The sequence below is a fragment of the Thiocystis violacea genome (genome assembly GCF_016583565.1).
GTDB classification, from domain to species: Bacteria; Pseudomonadota; Gammaproteobacteria; order Chromatiales; family Chromatiaceae; genus Thiorhodococcus; species Thiorhodococcus violaceus_A.
On sequence record NZ_NRRF01000005.1, the window covers coordinates 123,896 to 147,918 of the forward strand.

Annotated in this window: 25 protein-coding genes; all 25 read right to left on the reverse strand. The window is 64.2% G+C overall.

Going from position 1 to position 24,023, the window contains the following annotated elements; translation table 11 throughout:
* Positions 1-45: 45 nt before the first annotated feature.
* Positions 46-1,158 (reverse strand): protein-glutamate methylesterase/protein-glutamine glutaminase, encoded by a 1,113-nt coding sequence (locus CKO23_RS03600; RefSeq protein WP_200328383.1) that lies wholly within the window; start codon positions 1,156-1,158, stop codon positions 46-48.
* An 85-nt stretch (positions 1,159-1,243) separates the two neighbouring features.
* On the reverse strand, positions 1,244-1,780 hold the full coding sequence (locus tag CKO23_RS03605; protein WP_346014558.1) for a chemotaxis protein CheD: 537 nt from the start codon (positions 1,778-1,780) through the stop codon (positions 1,244-1,246).
* A gap of 89 nt (positions 1,781-1,869) precedes the next feature.
* Positions 1,870-2,739, reverse strand: a complete 870-nt coding sequence (locus CKO23_RS03610) for a CheR family methyltransferase (RefSeq protein WP_200328385.1) — start codon at positions 2,737-2,739, stop codon at positions 1,870-1,872.
* Positions 2,726-3,277, reverse strand: coding sequence for a chemotaxis protein CheW (locus CKO23_RS03615; RefSeq protein WP_200328386.1), 552 nt, complete (start codon positions 3,275-3,277; stop codon positions 2,726-2,728). Before CKO23_RS03615 ends, CKO23_RS03610 begins: the two co-directional genes overlap by 14 nt.
* Positions 3,278-3,289: 12 nt before the next feature.
* Positions 3,290-5,248 (reverse strand): HAMP domain-containing methyl-accepting chemotaxis protein, encoded by a 1,959-nt coding sequence (locus CKO23_RS03620; protein WP_200328387.1) that lies wholly within the window; start codon positions 5,246-5,248, stop codon positions 3,290-3,292.
* A gap of 52 nt (positions 5,249-5,300) precedes the next feature.
* Positions 5,301-7,508 (reverse strand): chemotaxis protein CheA, encoded by a 2,208-nt coding sequence (locus CKO23_RS03625; protein ID WP_200328388.1) that lies wholly within the window; start codon positions 7,506-7,508, stop codon positions 5,301-5,303.
* The gene (locus CKO23_RS03630; protein ID WP_200328389.1) at positions 7,505-7,834 is read right to left on the reverse strand and encodes an STAS domain-containing protein; all 330 of its coding nucleotides are present in this window, start codon (positions 7,832-7,834) and stop codon (positions 7,505-7,507) included. The genes CKO23_RS03625 and CKO23_RS03630 overlap by 4 nt, the downstream gene beginning before the upstream one ends.
* A gap of 20 nt (positions 7,835-7,854) precedes the next feature.
* Positions 7,855-8,223 carry a response regulator gene (locus CKO23_RS03635; protein WP_200328390.1) on the reverse strand — a complete coding sequence of 123 codons (369 nt, stop codon included), beginning with the start codon at positions 8,221-8,223 and terminating at the stop codon, positions 7,855-7,857.
* Between the two features lie 15 nt (positions 8,224-8,238).
* Positions 8,239-9,444: a methyl-accepting chemotaxis protein gene (locus tag CKO23_RS03640; protein ID WP_242482189.1), complete on the reverse strand. Its 1,206-nt coding sequence runs from the start codon at positions 9,442-9,444 to the stop codon at positions 8,239-8,241.
* Between the two features lie 237 nt (positions 9,445-9,681).
* On the reverse strand, positions 9,682-10,830 hold the full coding sequence (locus CKO23_RS03645) for a DUF5610 domain-containing protein (RefSeq protein ID WP_242482190.1): 1,149 nt from the start codon (positions 10,828-10,830) through the stop codon (positions 9,682-9,684).
* A 121-nt stretch (positions 10,831-10,951) separates the two neighbouring features.
* On the reverse strand, positions 10,952-11,194 hold the full coding sequence (locus tag CKO23_RS03650; protein WP_200328391.1) for a DUF2835 domain-containing protein: 243 nt from the start codon (positions 11,192-11,194) through the stop codon (positions 10,952-10,954).
* Positions 11,195-11,288: 94 nt separating this feature from the next.
* Entirely contained in the window at positions 11,289-11,582 is a 294-nt protein-coding gene (locus tag CKO23_RS03655; RefSeq protein WP_200328392.1) for a PilZ domain-containing protein, read from the reverse strand.
* Between the two features lie 126 nt (positions 11,583-11,708).
* Entirely contained in the window at positions 11,709-11,912 is a 204-nt protein-coding gene (ccoS, locus tag CKO23_RS03660; protein WP_200328393.1) for a cbb3-type cytochrome oxidase assembly protein CcoS, read from the reverse strand.
* A 64-nt stretch (positions 11,913-11,976) separates the two neighbouring features.
* Positions 11,977-14,460 (reverse strand): heavy metal translocating P-type ATPase, encoded by a 2,484-nt coding sequence (locus CKO23_RS03665; protein ID WP_200328425.1) that lies wholly within the window; start codon positions 14,458-14,460, stop codon positions 11,977-11,979.
* 76 nt (positions 14,461-14,536) lie between these two features.
* Entirely contained in the window at positions 14,537-15,046 is a 510-nt protein-coding gene (locus CKO23_RS03670; protein WP_200328394.1) for a FixH family protein, read from the reverse strand.
* Between the two features lie 57 nt (positions 15,047-15,103).
* On the reverse strand, positions 15,104-16,537 hold the full coding sequence (ccoG, locus tag CKO23_RS03675) for a cytochrome c oxidase accessory protein CcoG (RefSeq protein ID WP_440870558.1): 1,434 nt from the start codon (positions 16,535-16,537) through the stop codon (positions 15,104-15,106).
* 211 nt (positions 16,538-16,748) lie between these two features.
* The gene (locus CKO23_RS26305) at positions 16,749-16,883 is read right to left on the reverse strand and encodes a hypothetical protein (protein ID WP_274600188.1); all 135 of its coding nucleotides are present in this window, start codon (positions 16,881-16,883) and stop codon (positions 16,749-16,751) included.
* Positions 16,884-17,046: 163 nt separating this feature from the next.
* The gene (gene ccoP / locus CKO23_RS03680; protein ID WP_200328396.1) at positions 17,047-17,943 is read right to left on the reverse strand and encodes a cytochrome-c oxidase, cbb3-type subunit III; all 897 of its coding nucleotides are present in this window, start codon (positions 17,941-17,943) and stop codon (positions 17,047-17,049) included.
* Between the two features lie 21 nt (positions 17,944-17,964).
* Complete coding sequence (locus CKO23_RS03685; RefSeq protein ID WP_200328397.1) at positions 17,965-18,162, reverse strand: cbb3-type cytochrome c oxidase subunit 3; 198 nt, start codon at positions 18,160-18,162, stop codon at positions 17,965-17,967.
* Positions 18,155-18,901 (reverse strand): cytochrome-c oxidase, cbb3-type subunit II, encoded by a 747-nt coding sequence (gene ccoO / locus CKO23_RS03690; RefSeq protein WP_200328398.1) that lies wholly within the window; start codon positions 18,899-18,901, stop codon positions 18,155-18,157. The genes CKO23_RS03685 and ccoO overlap by 8 nt, the downstream gene beginning before the upstream one ends.
* A gap of 18 nt (positions 18,902-18,919) precedes the next feature.
* Complete coding sequence (ccoN, locus tag CKO23_RS03695; protein ID WP_200328399.1) at positions 18,920-20,353, reverse strand: cytochrome-c oxidase, cbb3-type subunit I; 1,434 nt, start codon at positions 20,351-20,353, stop codon at positions 18,920-18,922.
* 256 nt (positions 20,354-20,609) lie between these two features.
* A complete protein-coding gene (rpoS, locus tag CKO23_RS03700) occupies positions 20,610-21,641 on the reverse strand; it encodes an RNA polymerase sigma factor RpoS (RefSeq protein WP_200328400.1) in 1,032 nt (343 codons plus the stop codon).
* Positions 21,610-22,449, reverse strand: a complete 840-nt coding sequence (locus CKO23_RS03705) for a peptidoglycan DD-metalloendopeptidase family protein (RefSeq protein WP_242482191.1) — start codon at positions 22,447-22,449, stop codon at positions 21,610-21,612. Before CKO23_RS03705 ends, rpoS begins: the two co-directional genes overlap by 32 nt.
* Positions 22,450-22,590: 141 nt before the next feature.
* Positions 22,591-23,262: a protein-L-isoaspartate(D-aspartate) O-methyltransferase gene (locus tag CKO23_RS03710; protein ID WP_200328426.1), complete on the reverse strand. Its 672-nt coding sequence runs from the start codon at positions 23,260-23,262 to the stop codon at positions 22,591-22,593.
* Positions 23,253-24,002, reverse strand: a complete 750-nt coding sequence (gene surE / locus CKO23_RS03715; RefSeq protein ID WP_200328402.1) for a 5'/3'-nucleotidase SurE — start codon at positions 24,000-24,002, stop codon at positions 23,253-23,255. The genes CKO23_RS03710 and surE overlap by 10 nt, the downstream gene beginning before the upstream one ends.
* Positions 24,003-24,023 lie beyond the last annotated feature (21 nt).

Below are 24,023 nucleotides of genomic sequence, written 5' to 3' on the forward strand. Positions count from 1 at the left end.
TCGGCAGGCTCGCTCCATTCAGGTATCACAGCCCAGAAACGGGCATCAGCCGTGCGCCATCGTCCTGAGATAGAGCCCCCGGGTCGGTGCCTGGACGACGATGCCGGGGATCTGCGGCAGCCCCACGACGGCATCCACGCCACCGAGCTTGACCGCTTCCTTTGGCATGCCGTAGACGACGCAGGTCTGCTCGTCCTGGGCGACCGTCATGGCCCCGGCCGCGTGCATCTCCAGCATCCCACGCGCGCCGTCATCCCCCATCCCCGTCATGATGATGCCGACGGCATTGGGACCAGCCGCCTGCGCGGTCGAGCGGAAGAGCACATCGACCGAGGGACGATGCCGGCTGACCAACGGACCGCTCTTGACCTCGACCCGATACTGGGCACCGCTACGCCTGAGCAGCAGGTGATGGGTTCCGGGCGCGATGAGCGCCAGACCGGCGATGACGCGGTCGCCGTCGCGGGCCTCGCGCACCTCGATCGCGCAGAGCTGATTGAGGCGCGCGGCGAAGGCCGCCGTGAACTGACCGGGCATGTGCTGGACGATCACCACTCCGGGCGCGGTGCGCGGCAGCCGTGTCAGGACATACTCCAGCGCCTGTGTTCCGCCGGTCGAGGTGCCGATGGCGACGACCCGGTCCGTGGTTGCGGAAAGCGGCTTGAAGGCGCGGTCCGCGACCACCGCATCGGCCCCGAGCTTGGCGGGAGGAGGCGCCGCGGATGGGGTTCCGGCCGATCTGGAGACCCGCTCCATGCGTGCATGACTGGCCGCCTTGATGGCGTCGCCGAGCAGTGTTCTGGACTCCTCCAGGAACTGGCGCAGCCCCACCTTGGGTTTGGCGATGATGTCCACCGCGCCGGCGCTCATGGCCTGCATGGTGATCTCGGCGCCCTTCTCCGTGAGGGTCGAGCAGATGATCACCGGGGTTGGCCGCTCGCGCATCAACTGCTTGAGGAAGGTGATGCCGTCCATCCTCGGCATCTCGATGTCGAGGACGATGACATCCGGCCACCCCTTCTCCAGCAGTTTCTGCGCGAAGATGGGGTCACGGGCGGAGCCGATGACTTCGATCCCGGCGATCCCGTTCAGTTGCTCCGTCAGCACCTGGCGAACCACCGCTGAATCGTCGACGATCATCACCTTGACCTTAGACATAGCAGACAACCCCGTCTATCAAGACTGGAACTGGAAAGCGCGGCGGCGTCCGTTCGATCGCCAAGCATTCACAGTGGGACACCCCTCAAAAGAAGTCCGCCGGCGTCGCGCGCTGCTTGGCCGCAATGGCACGCCGTAAATAGCTGCGCTCTTCATCGATGATGCGCATGGCGCTCGAGCGCGCAATCCGCCGCAGGAAGACCGAGTAGTCGCCCCCGTAGAAGTGGATCTGCCGCCCGTTGTTGCCGCCCAGATCCTCCGCGATGAGCGGGATGCCATCCTGTTCGAGAAAACGGCGCACGAACTGCGTATTGGCGCTGCCGATACTGTAGCGCTCCGGCAGCGCTCCGAAAGCTTCCTGGAGCACATTGGCACCGCCGAACGCCTTGGCGCGCAGCCGCTCGCGACGCGCGCCCTGCCTGAGCAGTTCATTGATCAGGATCTCCATGGCCCAGAGGCCGTAACGGCCCGCATCCGATTCCAGCTCAGGCAGCCCGGCCGACGGATTGCGCACCGGAAGCAGAAAATGGTTCATGCCCATCAGGCGCGCGATCGGATCGAAGAGACAGACCGACACACAGGAACCCAAGAGGGTCGAGAGCATCACGGGCTCCGAGGTCACGAAGTGCTCCCCTTGATGCAGAAAGCGCCTCCTGATCCCTGTGGCTCCCAGCTTTCCCATGACTGCACCCTGCCGGCTTTGCGTGCCGGTCAGCGTGGCCGCTTGCGAAAGATGGACGGGCTGACCACCTGCAGGTCGGTCGCGATGCCCTGAAGGGACTCGACGTGACTGATCACCAGATGACCGCCGGGTTCAATCGACCCAATCAGGGCGTCGATCACCTGCTGCTTGGTGGCGAGGTCGAAGTAGATGAGCACATTGCGCAGGAAGACCAGATCGAAGGACTGACGCTGGGCCAATGGCTGCATGAGATTGTGCTGCGCGAGGCGCACCCGGGCCTTGAGCCTTGGGTCGATGAGCAGATTGCCGGCTTGGGAACGCACCCCCTTGAGACAGTATTTCCCAAGCCAAGCCTTGGGCAGGTGCTTGGCGCGTTCCATGGGATAGAGCGCCCTTCTGGCCTGATCGAGAACACGCGAGCTGATGTCCGTGCCCAGGATGCTCCACTCACCGGCGCCGAGGATCTCGGCCATGACCATGGCCAGGGTATAGACCTCCTCACCCGAGGCGCAGGCCGCGCTCCAGACGCGCATCGGGCGCCCGCGGTAACCGGGTAGCACCTGCTGCGCGAGGAAATCGAAATGGGCCGACTCGCGATAGAAGTAGGTCTCGTTGGTCGTCAGCAGATCGACCAGGTGCTGGCGCTCGCGATCATGACCGGGTTCGGAGATGTGGTCGAGGTACTGCCCGAAGCTGCGCAGGCCCAGATGTCTCAGCCGCCGCTGAAGTCGCGCGCTGACCATCTGGCGCTTGTGCGGCGCCAGGCTGATTCCCGCCCGCTCATGGATGAAGCGGCGGAAGCGCTCGAACTCGGCCTCTTCGAGCGGCATGACCTCGGCGCGGGTCTCGTGCCCGGACAGAGAGGCGCCAGTCCTCAGCGAAGCATCAGAATTGAGCATCCGAGCCGCTGGCGGCTGCCTCCTCACTGAGCTTGCGCAGCGCCGCCAGTTCCTGGATGGAAAGCACATGGTCGACGCTGAGAATGATGACGAAGACGTCGTCCACCCGCCCCATGGCCGCAATGAAGTCGGTGCGAATCTCCGAGCCGAATTCCGGCGGCGGCTTGATGTCCTCGCGCGGGATCTCGAGGATGTTCTTCACCTCGTCGACCAGCATGCCGAGCACGTGGGCATCCTCGCCCACACGCACCTCGACCAGCACGATACAGCTGCGCTTGGTGAGCGTCAGGCTGCCCCGACCCAGGCGCGCGCCCAGGTCGATCACCGGCACCACGCTGCCGCGCAGGTTGATGACGCCGCGGATGTAGTCCGGGGTCATGGGCACGCGCGTGACCACGGGGGTCTCGATGATCTCCTTGACCGCATCGATCGACATGGCCAGGCGCTCCTCGGCGACGCTGAAGGTGAGGTATTGGCCCGCCTCCTCGCCCCTGTGCTCCGGCTCGGTCGTCTTCTTGCTTACCATGAGCTCGCCCATCTCGCCCCCCGCTCAGAAGCGCTCGAAGTCTTTGTGCTCGAAATCGTCGAGGTCGACCGAGGATTCGCCGAAGTCCTCGCTGGCCTTGCCGCCGCCGGGCTTGACCGCGCGCGGCGCACTGCGCACCGTGGCACGCTGGCTCCCCGCACCGGTGCGGAAGAAGGACATGGTCTCTTGCAGCTGACCGGCCTGCCCGCTCAGCTCCTCCGCCGTGGCCGCCAGCTCCTCGGAGGAGGAGGCGTTCTGCTGGGTGGCCTTGTCGAGCTGGCTCATGGCCTCGTTGATCTGACCGATGCCGGCGGCCTGCTCGCCGGAGGCGGCGGTGATCTCTTCGATGAGGTCGGCGGTCTTGACGATGTTGGGCACCATCTGCTCCAGCAGCTTGCCGGCCTCTTCGGCAATGGCGACGCTGCCGGTGGCGAGCTGGTTGATCTCCTGGGCGGTCACGCCGCTGTTCTCGGCGAGCTTGCGCACCTCAGCGGCCACCACGGTGAAGCCCTTGCCGTGCTCGCCGGCGCGCGCGGCCTCGATGGCGGCGTTGAGCGCGAGGAGATTGGTCTTGTAGGCGATGTCCTCGATCAGGCCGATCTTGCTGGCGATCTCCTTCATGGCATCGACGGTGCGCTTGACCGCCTCGCCGCCGCGCCGCGCCTCGTCCGCCGAACTCTTGGCGATACCGTTGGTGACGCGCGCGTTCTCGGTGTTCTGCTGCACGGAGGCATTGAGCTGCTCGATGCTGGCGGTGGTCTCCTCCACGCTCGCCGCCTGCTCGGTCGCGCCCTGGCTCAGCGCCTGCGCCGTGGAGCTGACTTCGCTCGACGCCGAGGAGAGATTGTCGGCGCCGACACGGACCTCACCCACGATCTGACGCAGCCGCTCGACCATGGCGAACATGTCCTTATAGACGCCGCGCAGGTTGGTTTGATCGAATTCGATGGCGAGATCGCCCTTGGCGACCTGGCGCGTCACCTCGGCGATCACGGCCGGGTCCTTGCCGAGTTGGCCCATGACGGCGCGGATGATCCACCAGGCGATGAAGATACCGACCAGCAGGGCGACGAAGGAGAGGATGCTGATGGCGACCACGGCCCGATCGTTGGAGGCCTGGAGCGCGGGGCCCAGCTCTTCCTGCTCGGCCTTGTAAGAGAGTTTGATCCCTTCGATGTTGGCGGCGAACTGGGCACCCAGGACGTCCAGCGTGCCCGTGACCACCTGATTGCGCTCATACGTCAGTTGAACCAGGCGATCGAAGGCGGCTTTGTACTCGCCCTTGAGCCGCAGCGTCTCCTCCAGCAACCGGCGCCGCTGCGGGTCCTGCACAGAGGCATCCATCTCGGCCAGGTTGTTGTCGAGCGATTGCCATTCCGTACCCACGCGGTCCGCCGATTCCTGCGCATTGGTATCGATGAACTTCATGACGTAGACGCGGGCCAGGAGCAAATTGCGCAGGCTGCGGCTCGCCTTGAGCACAGCATCGGTGTCACCGTCGCGGTTGGCGGTCTCCAGGATCTGCGTCAGCTGCTGCTCCAGCGTCTTGCCGGTCGTCCCAAGGACGTCTTTGTCGAGCTTGTCGACCTCCTCGGTGTTCTCGACGACCTGATCGAAGGTCTTGGCATAGGTCTGGATCGACTCCCCCGCCGTCTGGAACTTGGCCAGCCGCTCGGGGTTGCGAATGAGTGCCCCGGTCTCCCCGAGCAGCTTCTCGCCGACGGCCAGGTCGTCTTTGAACGCCTGCTTGTCCTTTTCGCTGTGGGTCTGGAGGTAGTCTTTGACCTGGATGCGCGCCATCAGCATCTTGGCCTGCACCTCGCCCATGGCATTCGACCGAATGGCCTTGTCGCGATACTCACCGAACCCCGTCGAGGCACCGTCGATGGTGACGAAGGACACGGCGGCAACCGTGATCAGCAACGCCAGAACGATGCCGAATCCCAGCACCAGCTTCTTGGCCATGGTCATTGCGCGAAACATTGCGTTCTCCTCTTGAGCCTTTGACTCGTCTACCGATCAAACCCTTTACTGATCAAACCTTTGCCTGACGCTTTCTCGCGTGAGCGCCCGCCGTATTCGCGATGGCCGCCAGCTCGGACACATCCAGGATCAGGGCGATGTCACCCGTCCCCAGGATGGTCGCGCCCGCCACGCCACGCAAACGCTCGAAAACCTTGCCCAGTGGCTTGATGACGGTTTGCAGCTCACCGAGCAGGGTATCCACCACCAGGCCCATCGTGTGATGACCGAAGCGCACCACCACCAGGCTTTCGCGCTTTGTCCGAGCGGCCCCGCCGGCCTGGCTCTCGAACAGCTCGGTCAACCGGATGAAGGGCAGGACCTCGCCGCGCAGATTGACGTAGTGCTGGTCGTGCTGCTGCGTCGTCTGGCCAGCGTCGATCTCGACGCACTCGACCACCTGGGAGAGCGGGATGACGAACTGGTCCGTGCCGGCGCCGACCAGGAAGCCGTCGATGATGGCGAGCGTGAGCGGCAGCACGATGGTCACCTTGGTGCCCGTGCCCAGCGCACTCTCAAGCTCGACCGAGCCGCGCAGGGACTCGATGTTGCGCTTGACCACATCCATGCCGACACCGCGGCCCGAGAGATTGGTCGCCTCCGCCTTGGTGGAGAGACCGGGCGCGAAGATGAGGCGCAGGGTCTCCTCGTGGCTCAGGCTGTCATCCGGCGAGACCAGACCGCGCTCCTCGGCCTTGGCGCGAATGCGTGCCGCGTCGAGTCCGGCGCCGTCGTCGGCGATCTCGATAACGATGTGGCCGGAGTCGTGGTACGCGTTGATGTGGACGGTCCCATTGGGCGACTTGCCCGCATCCAGGCGCACCTCGGGCGTCTCGATGCCGTGGTCGATGGCATTGCGAATGAGGTGGGTCAGCGGATCCGTCATCTTCTCGACGACCGTTTTGTCGAGTTCCGTCTCTCCGCCGGTGATGACCAGGTCGATGTCCTTGCCGAGCGCCTCGCTGGCATCGCGCACCACGCGCCGAAAGCGCGAGAGGCTGTCGCCGATGGGGACCATGCGCAGCTGCAGGGCGTTGTCGCGGATCTCGGAGACCAGGTAGTCGACACCATCGACTACCTCGGCCATGTCTTCCATCCCGGAGCGATTGGCCATGACGCGGATGGCGGCGCTGCTGGTGACCAGCTCGCCGACCAGATCGATGAGGTGACCGAGGCGCTGTGCATCGACGCGGATGAAGCGGGTCTCCTCCTGGCGGCGCACGCGCGCGGCCTCCTGGGTCTTGGCCGCCTGCTCGACGACACCCGGCTTGATGGAGCCTTGCTCGACGAGGATCTCGCCCAGACGGCGCTTCGGCTGAAGGGTGTCCGTAACGGTCTGCGTCTGCTCGTGCTCGCACCCCTGGCGCTGCAGGGCGCGCTCGAGCTCCTGCTGGGTCAAGGCTCCGACATACATCAACAGCTCGCCGATGCAGCCGACCTGGTCGTCGGGCATCGATTCGAAGAGCTCCAGGTATTTGGCGTGCGCGGAATCGGGTTCGAGGATGCGGATGTCGCAGTCCTGATCGGCGAACTCGAAGACCCCGGCGATGGTGCGCTTGTCGGCGTCGCTCTGAAAGGCGATGCCGAAGTAGAGATGGCAGCTCTCCGGGTCGAAGGGGGCTTTCTCGTCCGCGCCAGCGTTGAAGAAGGTCTCGACATGGACCAGATCCCCCAGAGAGCCGAGGTAGCGCAGGAAGGAGAGTGGATCGATGCCGTTGCGAAAGGCGTCCGGGTGGAACTGCAGCGAGAGGGTCCAGAGGTCGGTCGAGACCGGCAGGTATTTCGGCGGCTCGCGGGCCGTGGCCGCAGCCTCGCCCGCCGGCGGCTCGGACTGGCCGAGACGCGCCAGCAGCTCCGCGCCCGCGCGCGTCAGCGCGTCATCCAGCACCAGCTCGTCCTCGGCTGCCGCGGCGATGGCGTCGACCAGGCGCGCGGTATGGTCGCGGCACTCGAAGAGTGTGGTGATCAGCGGCTTGGTGAGCGGCGTATGGCCGGAGCGCACGTCGTCCATCAGGGTCTCGACCGCATGGGTGAAGTCGACGACGGGGTCGTAGCCGAAGACGCCGCCTGTCCCCTTGATGGTGTGCATGGCACGGAAGACCTCGTTCAGGGACTCGGGGTCCCCAGGATTGTCTTCCAGGGTGAGCAGGGCATCCTCCATGGACTGGAGTAGCTCCGCCACCTCGCCGATGAAGGCCTGCCGTGCGCTGTCCAGGTTCATGCGACGTCCTCCTGGTTCGGCTGGACGGGGGCCATGCCGAAGCGTGGCTCCAACTGCAGCAGCGCAATGACGTCCGCCACGGCGTCGCTGTGCGCGACCAGGCTGAAGTCTGCCCCCCGCGCCTCACTGGCTTGCTTGACCCAGAGGAGAAGCTGCAGCCCGGCACCGTCGATCTCGGAGACAGCGGACAGGTCCAGCGCGCAGACGCGGCGGCCTTCCAGCTCGACGCGCAGACGACCGAAGGTCTCCGCCACGGTATAGATGGTCAGCTCGCCCTCCAGGGTGATGCGCTCCTCCGGGCGCGACGGCACGGCAGCCGTGGTCATTGCGTCACCCTCCGATCTGTTTAGGGAAGCACCAGTTTGGATACCGCATCGAGCAGCATCGTGGGCTGGAAGGGCTTGACCAGCCAAGCCTTGGCGCCCGCGTCGCGCGCGGCCGCCTTCTTCTCCGGCTGGCTCTCGGTGGTCAGCATCATGATGGGCGTGAACTTGTAGTTCGGCAGCTTCTTGAGCTCGCGCACCAGGGTGATGCCATCCATGTTGGGCATGTTCACATCGCTGACGATGAGGTGGACCTTCTTCCCGTTGAGCTTTGCAAGGGCGTCACGCCCGTCGCTCGCCTCGATGACGTCGTAGCCCGCCCCCTTGAGGGCGATTCCGACGACGCTGCGCAGGGACGCCGAGTCGTCGACAATAAGGATCGTCTTGGCCATGCCTGACTCCGTTGTCTAGAAAAAGGTCAGCGCCGATCCCGCGGACTGACCCGAGGTCGCCGTGCTCCCACGGTGCAGGTCTTGCTCTTCGACGGTGCTATAGGATGCAAGCATCTCCGCCAAGAGGTCGTCGATCTCCAGGATGTCGCGCTCCTGCTGCTTGGAATCGTGCTCGGAGGTCGTCAGCAGGCGTTCGCTCAGGCGATCGAGACCGCCGCACACATGCACGAGCACTTGACTGGTGCGATCCTGAAACTGGAGATCCACCAGGGAGCTGGCGATCTGTTCGCGGATGATCTCACCGAGTTGGCGCAGACGTTGGGCATCCGTGTTGAGCGACTCGGCCGTCTCGCGCAAGCGGTCCAGAACTTCGCCCACCTTGCGCTCGGAGCCTTTGACCAGTCGGTCCGCGTCCTGCATGGAGGCGTTGACCATGGTGTGTGTTTGATCGAGGGAGCGCGCGAGTTCGTCGACCTTGGCGCTGATCCGCGCACCCGTCTGGGCGGATGACCCTGCGAGCTTACGCACCTCCTCGGCGACCACCGCGAAGCCGCGCCCCTGCTCGCCGGCCCGTGCCGCCTCGATGGCTGCGTTGAGGGCCAGCAGGTTGATCTGCTCGGCAACCGAGCGGACATCCTGCGCCATGCGCTGCATCTCGCCGCCGAATCCGGTCAAGCGGACGACCTGCTCGGTCACGGCGGACTCGCGGTGCAGGATCTGCTCGAAGGCGCCGATGAGCTCGGTCAGGATCGCCTGGCTCTCCTGGAACTGGGTCAGGATCTGGTGCTCCTGCGCATCGCCGGAGCGGGTCGCCTCGATGACCTGCTCCAGGTCCATGACCAGACCGCTGAAGGTCTGGGACAGGTGGACGATGCTCTGCTCGGTCAGCTGCCGGGAGTGCTCGATGTGGCGGACGAAGATGGGGAAGAGTTCGATGCCGAGGCGCTCGAAGGCGCTCTCCCAGGCGACGAGTTGACGGGCACCCTGATCACGGACGGACTGAAGCTCCTCGCGCGCAGCCTCCCGGACGGAGGCCATCTCCCGGCGCTGGAGCACGTCGACGAAGATTGCCGCGAGGAGGATCAGGAGGCCCAGGATCCAGGCCGGCACGGACGTTGGATTCAACCCCACGACCGCACAGCCGGCCAGCCCCCCCAGGACCACGGCTTTGAACGGCCAGTGCGACAGCCTGGTCAGAGGACCCGAAAGCAGATTGGTCAAGGCACTCTCCTTACCCCACCCGAACAGCACCGAAGGGTTGGGGCCTTGTGTGAAGCGCGCCGCCCGAGGGGATGATCGGACTCCCCGACCACTGAATCCTCGACGGTTCTCGATGGCGCTGGAGATCTCTTGCGCATTCCTTGCGCTCGCTCGAACAGACTAGCGCGCCGCCGATCGCTTGCGGCGCCACCACGGGCATGGTCTCTCGCGTCAACCCGCTTGAGATCTCCCGCGAGTCTACTCTGATTCCTCCACGCCGACGGCGCCCAGCAGCCGCTGCAGATTGTTGCGATAGGCGTCCTGCTGCTGCGTGTCAGTGTCCTTGAAGCGCGTGTCCTGCTCGACCAGTCCTTCCAGGATGCGGCTGGCCACATCGTCCACCTGGCTTAGAAAATCCAGTCCAGGCTTGTTGAAACTGTCGCTCATATCGCGCATCAGATGGCCCAGCCGGCGTCCGTGACGCGTTTGCTCGGGATTGTCGATCTGCTGTGTTTCTTGATAGCGCTGCGCGGCGCTGAACTGCTCGGTCCGGCTCATGTGCAGGTTCATCGACGCGAGCTGCGACTCATCGAAATCGATGTCGGAGACCTCATCGAAGGCCTTTTGAACATCGCCGCCGAAGAAGTCGTTGGCGACCTGCCCGACATCCCGGACCAGCGACTGGATCGCGTCGATCTCGTCCGCGCTGAGATCACCCTCGATGCTGAAGCTGTAACCGGTCTGCTCATTGCGGCTAACGTCCAATACGGAGGCACGATTGCCCTGATCGTCCTGGGCGTAAGCGAAGCTGCCTTGGGCGTCGAGGTCCTGACTGAAGCTGACGCGCACGGTATCGCCGTCGCGGGTCTGCAGTGTCAGCTCGAAGTCGTCCGCACGCTGGTAGCGCGCCGCGACAGCCATCGCCTGGGTTCCGCCGGCACTCTCCGTCTTCTGATTCGGCGCCAGCTTGGACAGGGTCTCGAAGGTCGCCTTCTCCGTGGCCTCCACCTGGTCCTTGACGTTGCCGTTGAGCACGTCGAGGTTCTTGAGGATGTCCTTGGCCTCCTTGAACCCCTGCTTCACGCCCTTCATCGCGCTGTCGTACAGCGCCTGGACCTCTTCCTCCGACTTGCCCTGCGCCTTGGCGTTCTCCAAGCCCAAAGCAACGAACTTGCCAATACGCTCAGCCACCTTCTCTGGTGTGTAGTCTGAGGCGTCCAGAGTCTTCAGATCTGTCGACTCCATCCCAGGAATCTCGCGTGCCAGGGATTGGAGCGCCTTGTCCTGGAGATTGGACAGGGCGTTCGCCGGCTGATTGCCGGTCTTGAGTGCCTGACTGGAGGTCTGCGAGAAAGACTTGAGCGAATAGCTGTTGGAAAGGATGGAGAGGTTGTTGTGGATCGCCATCAGGATCTGCTCCGGGAAGGGCTATGCGTACCTCCCTTAACGGCAGCACGGGCGGCGCCTTGAGCGGATTTCCTGAGGTGTCAGGCACGCAGCGCCGCGGCGCGGGTGATCGGGGCGCGGCTCAGGCGGTGCGATGCGAGGGCGCCGGGTGGCGCTCGAGCGAGACGAGCCGGTGGTTGTCATCCACGGTGAGACAGAACTGGCCGCGCACGCCCTCGGTGGTGACGAAGCGGCGCAGGTTGGCAGCCGGTATGGAGAGACTGCGCCCGTCGCTGGCGCGGACGATCACGCGACCGGCAGCCCCCTGATAGTATTTGAGGTACTCGGGGGCCGAAATGCTCAGGCTGAAATAGAAGCGCTGCATGGCGCAATCCAAGAGACGGCTTCGAGCCTCCGCGAGCCTGGGCGATCCTCCGTGCCGACGATGACAGCCCAGGCAGATCGCCAGGATCAGCGGCTCAGTCGGAGGCCCCGCTGAAGTGAATCGCGATCAGCCGCCCCTCTTCCTCCTGGGTGACGCGGGCGACTTGACCGGAGCGACGCAGCGGCTCCAGACGCTCGCTCGGGCTGCGGATGAGGACCTCGAGCTCCTCGTCCGGCTCGATGGTCAGATCGGTCAGGAAGGCGCAGCCGGAAGCGCTGAGGTTGACGAGCTTGGCCGTCAGTACCTCACCGCTCGTCAGCCGGGTGACCTCCATCTGGGTCTCGGCGATCATACGTTTGTAATCACGCCGTTCGTCATCGAGTAGCATGCTCGGGCTCCTTGGTTGTCAGTTGTCTCGTGGGCGTCGGTCGCCGCGCGGCGAGCCGCTTCGCCCCAGGTTGCGGAGCGCCGCCGCGTGGGGCGCTCGGCAGAGGTTCGTAGGGCGCGGTGGCGCTCAGCCGTCTCGGTTCGGCGCCTCGTCGTCCGCGTCGGCATCCGGCAGACGCCTCGGATCGATCTCGTCCTCGTCCAGCAGAATGCGCCGCCCGTCGCCGTCGAGGTCTTCGAACTGGCCGGTCCGCGCGGCCCAGAAGAGCACGCCAACCGCCACAAGTCCGAGGAGCAGCATACCGGGTATCAGTCCGTAGATGACTTCCATCCGTTCATTCTCCCCCAGTCCAGGCGCATCTTAGACACTGCCGTGTCCAGGACTGTGAACTGGCTCAAAGTGTTTTCACGAAGGCGCGAATGCGCGCGGAGTTGCCGATCACCGCCAACGAACTCAGTGGCATGGAGATAGCGGCGATCAGGGGCGTGATGACTCCGGCCATCGCGAGCGGCACCATGACGAGATTGTAAAGAATCGAGATGCCGATGTTCTGCCGAATCGCACGCAGGGTCCGCCGGGAGAGCTGGGACGCCTCGATGACGCGCTCCAGCTCGCTGGAGATGAGGACGATGTCGGCGCTGGCGATGGAGACATCCGTGCCGCTGCCCATGGCGATGCCGACATCCGCGCGCACCAGGGCCGGCGCGTCGTTGACGCCGTCGCCAATCATGGCGACGCGCTCGCCGTCGCGCCGCAGCCGGTCGATGACGGCGTCCTTCTGCGCCGGCAGGACCTCGGCGATGACCTCGATGTCACCCAGTTGATGGGCGATCCGCTCGGCCACCGCGCGCCGGTCGCCGGTCAGCATGGTGACGCGGATCCCGCGGCCGCGCAGGCGCGCGATGACATCGGCCGCGCCGGGTCGCAGTCGGTCGGCGATCCGAAGCTGCATCACCTCCTGGCCGTCGACCGCGCAGTGGATCAGTCCGCCCAGATCCATGCTCGACGCGGTTGGCACGGGATCCTCGGGCAGCCACTCGCGAATGCCGTTGCGCACCAGCCACGCCAAGGTCCCGATGACCAGGACGCGCCCCTCGACCTGCCCCTTGATCCCGAATCCAGGGGCCACCTGGACCTCTGTCGCCGCAAGCCCCGCCGTGCTGAGCTCGGCCCGGTCGCAGAGGTCCAGGATGGCCCGGGCCACCGGATGCTCGGACGCGCGCTCGAGCGCCCCGAAGCGCCGAAGCTGCGCCTGCTGCGTAGCGTCGAGCACGCCGGCGCTCTCGGCATCGCCTCGCCAATCACCCGAGGCGCCTCGCAGGGCGACGACCAGGGGACGGCCCTCGGTGAGGGTTCCAGTCTTATCGAAGACCAGATGCTGGATCGATGACAAGCGTTCCAGCACGGCGCCGTTCTTGACCAAGATCCCCCTGGAAGCCCCGGATCCGGAGGCCACCGCGACCGCCATCGGCGTCGCGAGCCCGAAGGCGCAGGGACAGGTGATGATGAGCACGGCGGTCGCGGCCATGAGGGCATGCTCGAGCCCCGTCCCCATCCAGAAGACAAAGGTCAGGGCGGCGAGCCCGAGCGTGGCGGCGACGAACCAGGGCACGACGCGATCCGCCAGACGCTGGATCGGCGCGCGGCTGGACTGCGCCTCCTCCACCAGACGGATGATGCGGCCCAGCGCGGTCTCGCGCAGCAGCCCGGAGATGCACACATGGAGCACCCCTGCCCCATTGATAGTCCCAGCCGCGACCTGATCGCCGACCCGCTTGGCGACCTTGCGCGACTCGCCGGTGAGCATGGACTCGTCGACACCGCTCTCGCCCTCGACAACGCTGCCATCCACGGGGATGCGCTCGCCGGGGCGCACCAGGACCCGCTCGCCGAGCTTGAGCGAGCGAATGGGGACGACGGTCTCCTGGTGCGGATCGATGCGGGTCGCGACCTTGGGTTGAAGATCGAGCAGGCGTTGTGTCGAGGCGACGGCACGGCGGCGCGAGATCGCCTCGAGATAGCGTCCGACGAGGATGACGAAGAGAAAGTTGACCACCGTGTCCCAATAGACGGCCCCGACCTCGGAGCCGCCCAGGGTGACGTAGAGCGAATAGCCATAGGTGGCCGTGACCCCGATGGCGATGGGCAAGTCCATGCTGAGGTAGCCGGAGCGCAAACCGGACCAGGCACCCTTGAAGAAGGGGGCGCCCGAGTACACCAGGGTTGGGGTCGCGAGCAGACAGCCGATCCAGTGGAAGAGTCCCCTGAACTCGCCCTGGTCGGCGCCGCTGTAGAGCGCGATGGAGATCCAGAGCAGGTTCATCATCGCGAACCCCGCCCAGGCCATGCGGAACAGCAGGTCACGGTTCTCGCGCCCCATGACCCCTTCCGCGGAGTCCGGATCGAAGGGCGTGGCGACATAGCCGATATCGGCCAGACGGCGCAGGATGCGCGAGAGCTTGAGCCGGCCGTTGTCCCAGCGCACGCGCAGACGCCGCCCGGTGAGATTCACCCGCGCCTCCTCGACGCCGGGCAAGGATTGCAGGCCCCGCTCGATCAACCAGACGCAGGCGGCACAGTGGATGCCCTCGACCAGAAGATTGATCTCGCGGCCCTCGCAGGCCACGTCCGTGAACTCCTCCTGCACCGCATCCAGGTCGAACACCGCCAGGTTCTTGGGTGGTTCGGGCGGCGGCCCCAGCACCTCGCCCTCTGGCGTGCGGCGGTAGAAGCCCTCAAGCCCCGCGGCGAAGATGGCCTCGCAGACGGCCTTGCAGCCGGTGCAGCAAAAGGCGCGCTCGGTCCCCTGGATGCTCGCGGTCTCGCGTGCATCGGCGGTGACGGGCAGCCCGCAATGGAAGCAGCGCCCGGTATCCAGGCCCGCGGTTGGCGCAGCCGCGCCCTGCCCGGCACCGGATGACCCCGCGAACAGGGTTTCGGACGAGCGCACAGGCTCAATAGGCGCCGACGTTCACCCGCTCGCCAATGCTGTACTCATCCTCGTCCGACTGCACGGCGATCAAGGTGTCCCAGACGCCGATCAGCGGGAAACTGGCCTTGGCGACGTAACGGCCACTGTCTTCCCGCGTCATGGGGATGGAGAAGTCGCGTCCGGCATCCGAGGGACGATAGACATAGAGGGTCACGGCATCCGGATCCACCGGCTGGCCAGCCTTGTCGACCAGGAAGACGCGGATCCATGCGGGCGTGTCGACCATGAGCGACGCCGGGATGTCGGCCTCGACGGTCCATGCGGGGGCACGCGCCTGGCGCGACATGAGGTTGCGCTCGAAGTGCTGACCACGCTCGTAGTAGTCGGCGTTCACGAGACCAGGATTGGTCGCGAAGGCCAGGTAGACCATGACGCCGTTGATCGCGAGCACGGTGACGACGAGGCCGAGCCAGCCCAGGACCCAGGGACTGCGGAACGCCGAGGATGGGGACGGATGTGTTTCAGTAGTCATAGGGATATATCCTGATGCTCTCAGACCTAAACATTTTTTAAATCAAAGCCTTGGAGCTTAACGTCTTGGACCGATGAAAACGCTTTCCCGCTCGGCCTCGACCGGCACGCCAGAGGCGCGCTGCCCCTGGGCATGGAAGGTGATCGGCTGCTGCTCAGCCTCCAGCGCCCCCTCGGGGATACGCACGAAGACGATCGTGGGCGTCACACCGCCGGGCTCTGCCTCGACCGGCTTGTCCGCGCCGACGAGCGTCAACTGGTCGTGCCCCGAGGCGCTGATGGTCACCGCAACGGGATCGGGCGTCTTGTTCAGGATCTTGAGGGTGTACTTGTTCTGGATCGAGCCGTCGCTCTGCAGCACGAAGAGTGGCGCCCGTTCGTGCAACACCGTGAGTTCGAGCGGGGCCAGTGAGGTCAGACCATAGACAATGCCCGAAAGGGCCGAGACCAGAATGACCGAGTAGACCCAGACGCGCGGCCGAAGCACCATGCGTTTGGGCGGCTTACCCTCCATCTCGTCCAGCGAGGCGTAGCGAATGAGACCGCGTGGGCGCCCGACCTTGTCCATGACCTGGTCGCAGGCATCGATGCAGAGGGCGCAGGTAATGCAGCCTTCCTGCTGGCCTCGACGGATATCGACCCCGGTCGGACAGACGGCGACGCATTGGTGACAGTCGACACAGTCGCCGGTCTGCCGATCGGCCTCCGTGCCACCCCGTTGGACCCGCCCGCGCGGCTCGCCGCGCTGCTCGTCATAGGTCGGGATGATGGTGGTCTTGTCCAGCATGACCCCTTGGATGCGCGCATAGGGGCACAGCCAGAAGCAGGTCTGCTCACGCAGGAAGCCGGCGAGGATATAGGTTCCCGCCGTGAAGAGCGCGACGCTCGCATAGGCGGCGCTATTCGCCTCGCCCACGAAGAAGTCGCGCCAGAGTGTCGGGGCATCCGCGAACCAGGCGACGAAGCTGAAGCCGGTCAGGAAGCCTATGAGGATCCAGAGCAGATGTTTGATCCCCTTGATGCGGAGCTTCTCAAGGCTCAGCGGCGCTTGATCGAGCTTACGCCGTGCCGGCGGCAGACCCTCCAGCTTCTCCTCGATCCAGGTGAAGACGTCCGTCCAGACCGTCTGGAAGCAGAAGTAGCCGCACCAGACCCGGCCGGCGAGCGCGGTCATGACGGCCAGCAGGATGGCGAAGAAGAGCAGCAGCAGCGACAGCATCCAGAAGTCCTGCGGCAGCACGGTCGCCGAGAAGATGTGGTACTGCCGATTGGGGATGTCGAAGAGGACCGCTTGCCGACCATCCCAGCGCACATAGGGACCGAGAAAGTAGACCAGCCAGACGGAGGACATCAGCCATTTGAAGGTCCGCCAGCGGCCGCGGATGCGTTTGGCGTGGATGGTGTCGCCGCCCGTGTTGACGTGCCAACCGTCGGCCTCTTCGTAGAGGTCGTCGACCGGGGAAGGTGCTTTCACTTCGTCATTCGTCTTCAACTTGACCATCTCCACTGCTTCGGTCAATCAGGGCCACGGCGCCAAGGCTCAAGCCGATGTGCGCAAGTCATCTCCCCCTAGTGCATGTGATGTCGACCTTGGAAAGGGCACCGAAATCGCCGGATTGGAACGAGGAACGCGCGCTCAGTGGCGCAGTGATCGCGCCGGCCGCCCAAGACATCGGTGGACGACCCAGGACCAACGCCAGGCGTCAGGATTCCCCGCCCCTGTTCGCCTCGGCATCACGCTTCATGAGCCCGACGACCTTGAACGCCAGGAAGACCACGATTCCGATGGCGATGATCACCATGGCGATCGAGGTCAGCGTCACAATGTCCCACGTCAAGAAGAATCCGCCCATATCAAGGCCCTCCAGCTCACTCATTTGCGACGATCACGAGTCGAGGTCACGCTCGCCGCGCTCCGCGCGAACGCCCGAGGGCGAGCGGGCCCCACGGATGCCGGTGAGAACGGACTGCCCTGGGATCCAGAGCAGCCGTTCGATATCGCTACTTTCCGCCGCCGAGCTCGTGGACGTAGACGACCAGTTTCTTGATCTCTTGCTCGCTCAGCTTGCCGGCCTCGGCGAAGGCGGGCATCACGGCGTTGCGTGATTCGGGTACCGTGGCCTGGTTCACGCCATAGGTGATGGTGTGCTTGGCACTCTCGTAGCCGCCCGGCTTGAAGCGCCAGATCCCGTCGTTCAGGTTGGCCGCGCCAACGGTGACGATATCGCCATTGCCCAGTTCGACCAGCACACCGTTGGCCGCCTGACCATGACAGGCCGTGCAGCCCTTGGTCTTGAAGAGGCTCCAGCCCTCCTCGCTGCCGCCCTTTCCGCCGGTCTCGCTCATCTGCACCACCCATTCGGCCAGGGTATCGATCTCAGCCGGAGTCAGGATGGTCTGGTGTGCGGTCATGGCGCCCTGACGACCCTTGGCGATGGTTTCCGCAATCTTGGTGGTGGTGCCGCCGTAGAGCCAGTCGTCATCCGCCAGGACCGGATAACCGGGGTTGCCCTGGCCGCCACTGCCATGACAGGCGGAGCAGTTGTCGCCGAAGAGCACCTTGGCCGAGGCCAGGGTGTATTGCGTCAATCCGGGGTCGGCCAGGATCTCGTTCGCCGTCATCCCCCTGATCTGATCCTCGAATTTGGCGCGTTTGGCCTCGACCTGCTCGACGCCGCGCGCGTACTCCTGCATCTGACTCCAGCCGAGGACGCCTTGCGTCGGCTCTTGCCCAACCGGCCAGGTCGGATAGAGCAGGGAGTAGCCGACCACGAAGAGCAGCGACGCCCAGAGCCCCAGCATCCACCAGCGGGGCGGCGGGTTATCGAGCTCGCGTAGATTGTCGTCCCAGACATGACCCGTGTTGTTCTCACCGGGAAAGGGATTGTGTTCCGCCATGGGAATCTCCGTAGTTACTCGCTAGTCCTGGTCCAACTCGTCCTCGTCGAACGGGATGTGCTTCTTGGCTTCGAGCCGCTCCCGGTTCTTGGGACGGAAGACCTGGAAATAGGCCAGAATCATGAGCAGGAAGATCACGACTGTCAGGACGGTTCCGATCCAATCGTTGGTCGTCATCGCCTGCCAGTCGGTCTCGAAGTGATCGAGCAAACTATTCACGATAGGCCTTGGACTCATCGAGCGCGACCATGGTGCCTAGCACCTGAAGATAGGACACCAGCGCATCCAACTCGGTCTTGCCGTCCGCCAGGGCGGGCGCGGCTGCGATATCGGCATCGGTGTATGGGACACCGACGACACGCAGACCGCCCATGTGGCGCTGCAGCGTCTTGCCATTGAGGTAGGATTCCTCGAGCCACGGATAGCCTGGCATCACGGATTCCGGCACGACGGAACGTGGGTCATGCAGGTGCTGACGCTGCCAGTCATCGGAGTACTTACCGCCCACGCGCGCCAGGTCTGGCCCGGTCCGTTTCGAGCCCCACTGGAAGGGGTGATCGAACATGGACTCCGAGGCCAGCGAGTAGTGGCCGTAACGCTCCTTCTCGTCACGGAAGGGACGGATCATCTGCGAGTGACAGAGGTAGCAGCCTTCGCGCTGATAGACGTCGCGCCCGGCGAGCTCGACGGCGGTCAGCGGACGCACGCCGTCACCCGGCTTCCAGTTCCATTGCTCCTTGCCGTCCTGGCCGACCGAAACGATGGCCTCCTGCCCGGACTTTTCCCAGACGATCTCTGGAAACTTGTTGTATTCCATGGTGTTCTTCATGAAGAAGAGCGGCACGATCTCGACGAGGCCGCCGACGGAAAGCACCAACCCCACAACGATCAACAATCCCCAGATGTTGATCTCCATCCATTCCTGAAAGCCCTTCGGCTTAGGTCTGTTCTCGGACATCTCGATTCTCCCCTACCCTCAGGCGACAGCCGGAACAGCGCGGGCCTTGGCCAGGCTGCCCGAGACAACGGATTTACGGACGGTCATGAGTACGTTGAAGAGCATCACGACAGCACCGAGCAGGAAGGTCATCCCGCCGATCGCACGCATGGCGTAGTAGGGATGCATCGCGTCGACCGACTCGACGAAGGTGTAGGCTAAGGTGCCGTACTCGTCATAGGCACGCCACATCAGGCCCTGCATGATGCCGGAGACCCACATGGCGACGATGTAGATGACGGTACCGATGGTCGCCGTCCAGAAATGGAAGTTGATCAAACGGATCGAGAACATCTCCGTGTGGTAGAGGCGCGTCATCAGGTGGTAGATGGCCCCGATCGAGATGCCCGCGACCCAGCCCAGGGCGCCTGAATGCACATGACCGATGGTCCAGTCGGTATAGTGAGACAGGGCGTTGACGGTCTTGAGTGCCATCACCGGTCCCTCGAAGGTCGACATGGCGTAGAAGGCCAGCGCGATGATGAGGAAACGCAGCACATAGTCGGTACGCAGGCGATCCCAGGCGCCCGAGAGGGTCATCATGCCGTTCACCGCGCCGCCCCAGGAGGGGATGATCATCGCGATGGACACGGCCGCGCCCAGCGAGCCGGTCCAATCGGGCAAGGCGGTGTATTGGAGGTGATGGGCGCCCAGCCAGACATAGCCGAACATCAAGGCCCAGAAGTGGATGACCGAGAGACGGTAGGAATAGATGGGCCGGCCCGCCTGCTTGGGCACGAAGTAATACATGATGCCGAGGAAGCCCGCCGTCAGATAGAAGCCGACCGCATTGTGCCCCCACCACCATTGGATCATGGCGTCCTGCACACCCGAGAAGATGGAGTAGGATTTGAAGAGGCCGACCGGGATGGCCAGGCTATTGACGACGTGCAAATAGACGATCATCACCATCATGCCGAGGAAGAACCAATTCGACACATAGATGTGCGAGGTCTTGCGTATCGAAATCGTCATCAGGAAATTGATGGTGAACGAGAGCCAGACGACCGCAATGAGAATGTCGATCGGCCATTCCAGCTCGGCATATTCCTTCGATTGAGTGAGACCGAATGGGAGGGTGAGCACGGCGAGCACGATGACGGCGTTCCAGCCCCAGAACGTGAAGCGAGCCATCTTCTCGCTCCAAAGCCTCACGCCACAGGTACGCTGGACCGTATAGAAGGCAGTCGCCATGAGGGTGCAGCCACCGAAGGCGAAGATGACCGCATTGGTATGCACCGGACGCAGGCGCCCGAATGAGATATAAGGGCTATCGAAGTTCAGGAATGGCCAAGCCAATTCCGAAGCGATGTAAACCCCAACGGTCGCGCCTACCACGAGGTAGACAACGGCCATGATCGTGAACCAGCGTACGATCTCGAAGTCGTACTTCTGCTCCAGACTGGATTGCATAGACCCTCCCATAAAGATTGGGAAACAACATAAAGGTTATGAGGCACTCCAGCCTGAGAACGTAGCCACGATCCATGGGCGCCGCACTGGACATATCAAAAGATTGCGAACGGAAAGTCAACCCAAATTGGGCAAATGGCACAACCGAACGCGGCATTTGCCACATTCAGAGGCTTGGGCGTAAATGAGCCGCCAATAACCTTAACAAAGGTAGCAGATTGCCCGCGGTGGGGGCCGGCGTGAAGGCAGTGCGCGGTTATTTGAAGAAGGAGTCGACTGAAAACCCTTCCTTTTCCAGAATATCTCTGAGCCGCCGCAAGGCATCCATCTGGATCTGGCGCACACGCTCGCGCGTCACGCCAAGCTCTTGCGCAACGCTTTCCAAGGTCGAGTTCTCGTAGCCGTGAAGGCCGAAGCGCCGCTCCACGACCTCGCGCTGCTTGTCGTTGAGCTTGCCGAGCCAGTGCTCGAGGTTGGTCTGGATGTTGGTGTCCTGAATGCGATCGGAGGGGTCGGCCGCCGCCTCGTCCTGCAGCATGTCGACCATCGGCTTGTCCGCATCCTTGCTGTAGGGCGTATCGACCGAGGTGATGCGCTCGTTGAGCCCTAGCATGCGCTTCACATCACCGATCGGCTTGTCGAGCAGGCTCGCGATGTCTTCGCTGGTGGGTTCATGATCCAAGCGCTGGGCGAGCTTACGCGAGGCTTTCAGGTAGACGTTGATTTCCTTGACCACATGGATCGGCAGCCGAACGGTGCGCGTCTGATTCATGATGGCGCGCTCGATGGTCTGACGGATCCACCAGGTCGCATAGGTAGAAAAACGGAAGCCGCGCTCGGGATCGAACTTCTCGACCGCGCGAATCAGCCCGAGATTCCCCTCTTCGATCAGATCCAACAGGGGGAGGCCACGATTGAGATAGCGGCGCGCAATCTTCACCACCAGGCGCAGATTACTGACGATCATGCGCTGCCGGGCGGCGTTGTCTCCCGCTTGGGCGAGCCGCGCGAAGTGGACCTCTTCCTCCGCACTCAGCAGCTTGGACTCGCCGATTTCGTTGAGGTAGAGGCGGGTGGCGTCGAAATCGCTCTCGCCAGAGCTGTAGCGCTCGACGGTCTCACTGAGAACGGCCGGCTCCGCCGAGCTTTCGGCGTCGTCCTGGCACTCATCTGCCTCCTCTGCCTCTTCCGGCTCGATCGACTCCAGATCATCACCGGATATCACCAGCGATTCACTGTCGACATCGGACGGATTCTTATTTGCCTCGCGTTCTTTGGCGGATGGCATCTACATCTCCCTCCGTTGACCGATCGGCCCGGAACTCGTTTCGCGCGGGTAGATAGAGGATGGGGTCGACGGCCGTTCCGTCTCGCCGGACCTCGAAATGGAGGAGATAGATCGCGTCCGCCCCCTGTCCAACTTCAGCGATCGACTGCCCGGCCTCGACCCTGTCGCCCTCGCTTGCCAGCAGCCTTCGATTGAAGCCGTAGGCGCTCAGATACTTATTGTTATGTTTGACGATGATAAGATTCCCGTATCCCTTGAGTCCACTTCCGCTGTAGACGACCACCCCGTCGGCCGCCGCCCTCACCTGCTCTCCCGCACTCCCGGCGATACGAATCCCCTGGTGCGTTCGATCCCCCGCGCGAAAGCCCTGTAACAAGGCTCCACGAAGCGGCCATTCCCAGGCTAAGCCGGACGGCCCGCGACGGCTGCTCGGCCCCTCATCGGATCGAGGCGATGCCGCCTTGGGCGCGGCGGTCTTGCTTGCCGTCTTGGGGGCCGTCGTCCTCACTGCCGGTTTCGCGGCTTGGGCTGCGACCTGCCCTCGCGCGGGCCGCGGATACTTGCCATCGGGCGGCACCACTCTCAGCAGCGTGTCCGCATAGATGGTATAGGGTGGTTGGAGCCTGTTCCATCTCGCCAGTTTGCGCATGCTGACACCATGGCGCTCGGCGACCAGACTCAGACTGTCGCCGTTCTGCACCAGGTAATAGCCTTCGGGCGCCGGACCCGTCCAGTTCCAGCCATAGATGGGAGCAGGATGCGTCGTCGAGCAGCCAGGCAGGATCAAACTGCCGAATACGATGGCCAATAGCAGATGGGAGAGGCGTGTGCGCGCTTCGCTGAGAGAGATTGGGGCCGGCAATTTTCGGAACAAGGTCATCTTGAATCGGGAAACACGGCATCGGTCCTGGACTGGTCCCGCCGAACCCGTTCCAGAGTCATCATATCCTCACGAAATGCCGTTGAGCAGAGGCACGAAACTGACGGTCTCCAGGACTTCGTGCGCGAAGCCCCGCTCCAGGCGCGTCAGGCGCACCAGCATCTGCTTGGTTCCATCGCCCATCGGCAGCACCATCACACCGCCAGGCGCCAACTGCTCGGCGAGCGCCCTGGGGACACCGCGAGGCGCGGCGGTCACCATGATCCCCTGATAGGGTGCGTACTCCCGCCACCCCTGGGCACCGTCGCCATGACGGAATCTGATATTGCGTTTCTTCATCGACCGCAGCCGGCTCTGGGCACGCTCCAGCAGCTCCTGCACGCGCTCGACCGAATAGACGCGCCGCACCAGCGAGGCCAGCACTGCCGTCTGGAAGCCGGAGCCCGTCCCGATCTCAAGCACCGTGTCGGGGCGGGCGTGCTCGAGCAGCGCCTCGGTCATGCGCGCAACCGTGTAGGGCTGGGAGATGGTCTGCCCGTGACCGATCGGCAGGGCGGAATCCTCGTAGGCACGGCTGGCCAGTGCCTCGTCGACGAAGAGATGCCGCGGCAGCCCGCGGATCGCCTCCAGGACCTCGGGGGCGGTGATGCCCGCCTCCTTCAAGCGCAGGATCAGGCGATCACGCGTGCGCCTGGACGTCATCCCGATGCCCGGGTCGAGATCGTCCGGCATCAGCTGCATGTTTCTAGCCAGCACCCGAGCGCCTCCAATGCGGTATGTCGCGTCAAATCGACCTGCAAGGGGGTGATGGACACGAAGCCGTGACGGATCGCGTCGAAATCGGTTCCTGGGCCGGCATCCTGCTCAGGTCCGGCCGGACCCACCCAATAGATCGTCCGGCCGCGCGGATCGGCTGATCGGATCACGGGCTCGGCCTTGTGGCGGTGACCAAGACGCGTCGCCGCGAAGCCCCGGAGCTGATCGATCGGCACATCCGGCACATTGACGTTGAGAATGATGCTGGATTCCAGCGGATCTTCGCGCAGCTTGGTGACGAGCCGCACGGCGACCTCCGCGGCCGTCTCCAGATGCCGTGGCGCATGGGCCGCGATGGACACGGCGATGGACGGCAGCCCCAGGAAACGGCCTTCGGTCGCGGCCGCCACGGTACCCGAGTAGAGGACATCGTCGCCCAGATTGGGGCCGTGGTTGATGCCGGCGACGACGATATCGGGCTCCAGCTCCGAGAGCCCCGTCAAGGCGAGGTGAACGCAATCGGTCGGCGTCCCGTCCACCCGAATGAAGCCATTGGGCATGCGCTCCGCGCGCAGCGGCACATGCAGTGTCAGAGAATTACTGGCGCCACTGCGATCACGCTCCGGCGCCACGACCAAGACCTCGCCCAGGCGCTGGAGCGCGTCGACGAGGGTGATCAAGCCCGCTGATTGATACCCATCGTCGTTGCTGACCAGGATCTTCATCGATTCGTCGTTGTCCCTATG

Bases quoted from the DNA above. Each gene is read 5' to 3' on its own strand.
- CKO23_RS03610 (WP_200328385.1), bottom strand. From the start codon at position 2,739: ATGCTCAATTCTGATGCTTCGCTGAGGACTGGCGCCTCTCTGTCCGGG.
- ccoO (WP_200328398.1), bottom strand. From the start codon at position 18,901: ATGTCCGAGAACAGACCTAAGCCGAAGGGCTTTCAGGAATGGATGGAG.
- rpoS (WP_200328400.1), bottom strand. From the start codon at position 21,641: ATGCCATCCGCCAAAGAACGCGAGGCAAATAAGAATCCGTCCGATGTC.
- CKO23_RS03620 (WP_200328387.1), bottom strand. From the start codon at position 5,248: ATGTTTCGCGCAATGACCATGGCCAAGAAGCTGGTGCTGGGATTCGGC.
- CKO23_RS03710 (WP_200328426.1), bottom strand. From the start codon at position 23,262: ATGCAGCTGATGCCGGACGATCTCGACCCGGGCATCGGGATGACGTCC.
- CKO23_RS03630 (WP_200328389.1), bottom strand. From the start codon at position 7,834: ATGACCACGGCTGCCGTGCCGTCGCGCCCGGAGGAGCGCATCACCCTG.
- CKO23_RS03600 (WP_200328383.1), bottom strand. From the start codon at position 1,158: ATGTCTAAGGTCAAGGTGATGATCGTCGACGATTCAGCGGTGGTTCGC.
- CKO23_RS03635 (WP_200328390.1), bottom strand. From the start codon at position 8,223: ATGGCCAAGACGATCCTTATTGTCGACGACTCGGCGTCCCTGCGCAGC.
- CKO23_RS03645 (WP_242482190.1), bottom strand. From the start codon at position 10,830: ATGGCGATCCACAACAACCTCTCCATCCTTTCCAACAGCTATTCGCTC.
- CKO23_RS03655 (WP_200328392.1), bottom strand. From the start codon at position 11,582: ATGCTACTCGATGACGAACGGCGTGATTACAAACGTATGATCGCCGAG.
- CKO23_RS03670 (WP_200328394.1), bottom strand. From the start codon at position 15,046: ATGACTACTGAAACACATCCGTCCCCATCCTCGGCGTTCCGCAGTCCC.
- CKO23_RS03615 (WP_200328386.1), bottom strand. From the start codon at position 3,277: ATGGGCGAGCTCATGGTAAGCAAGAAGACGACCGAGCCGGAGCACAGG.
- CKO23_RS03625 (WP_200328388.1), bottom strand. From the start codon at position 7,508: ATGAACCTGGACAGCGCACGGCAGGCCTTCATCGGCGAGGTGGCGGAG.
- ccoS (WP_200328393.1), bottom strand. From the start codon at position 11,912: ATGGAAGTCATCTACGGACTGATACCCGGTATGCTGCTCCTCGGACTT.
- ccoP (WP_200328396.1), bottom strand. From the start codon at position 17,943: ATGGCGGAACACAATCCCTTTCCCGGTGAGAACAACACGGGTCATGTC.
- ccoN (WP_200328399.1), bottom strand. From the start codon at position 20,353: ATGCAATCCAGTCTGGAGCAGAAGTACGACTTCGAGATCGTACGCTGG.
- CKO23_RS03650 (WP_200328391.1), bottom strand. From the start codon at position 11,194: ATGCAGCGCTTCTATTTCAGCCTGAGCATTTCGGCCCCCGAGTACCTC.
- surE (WP_200328402.1), bottom strand. From the start codon at position 24,002: ATGAAGATCCTGGTCAGCAACGACGATGGGTATCAATCAGCGGGCTTG.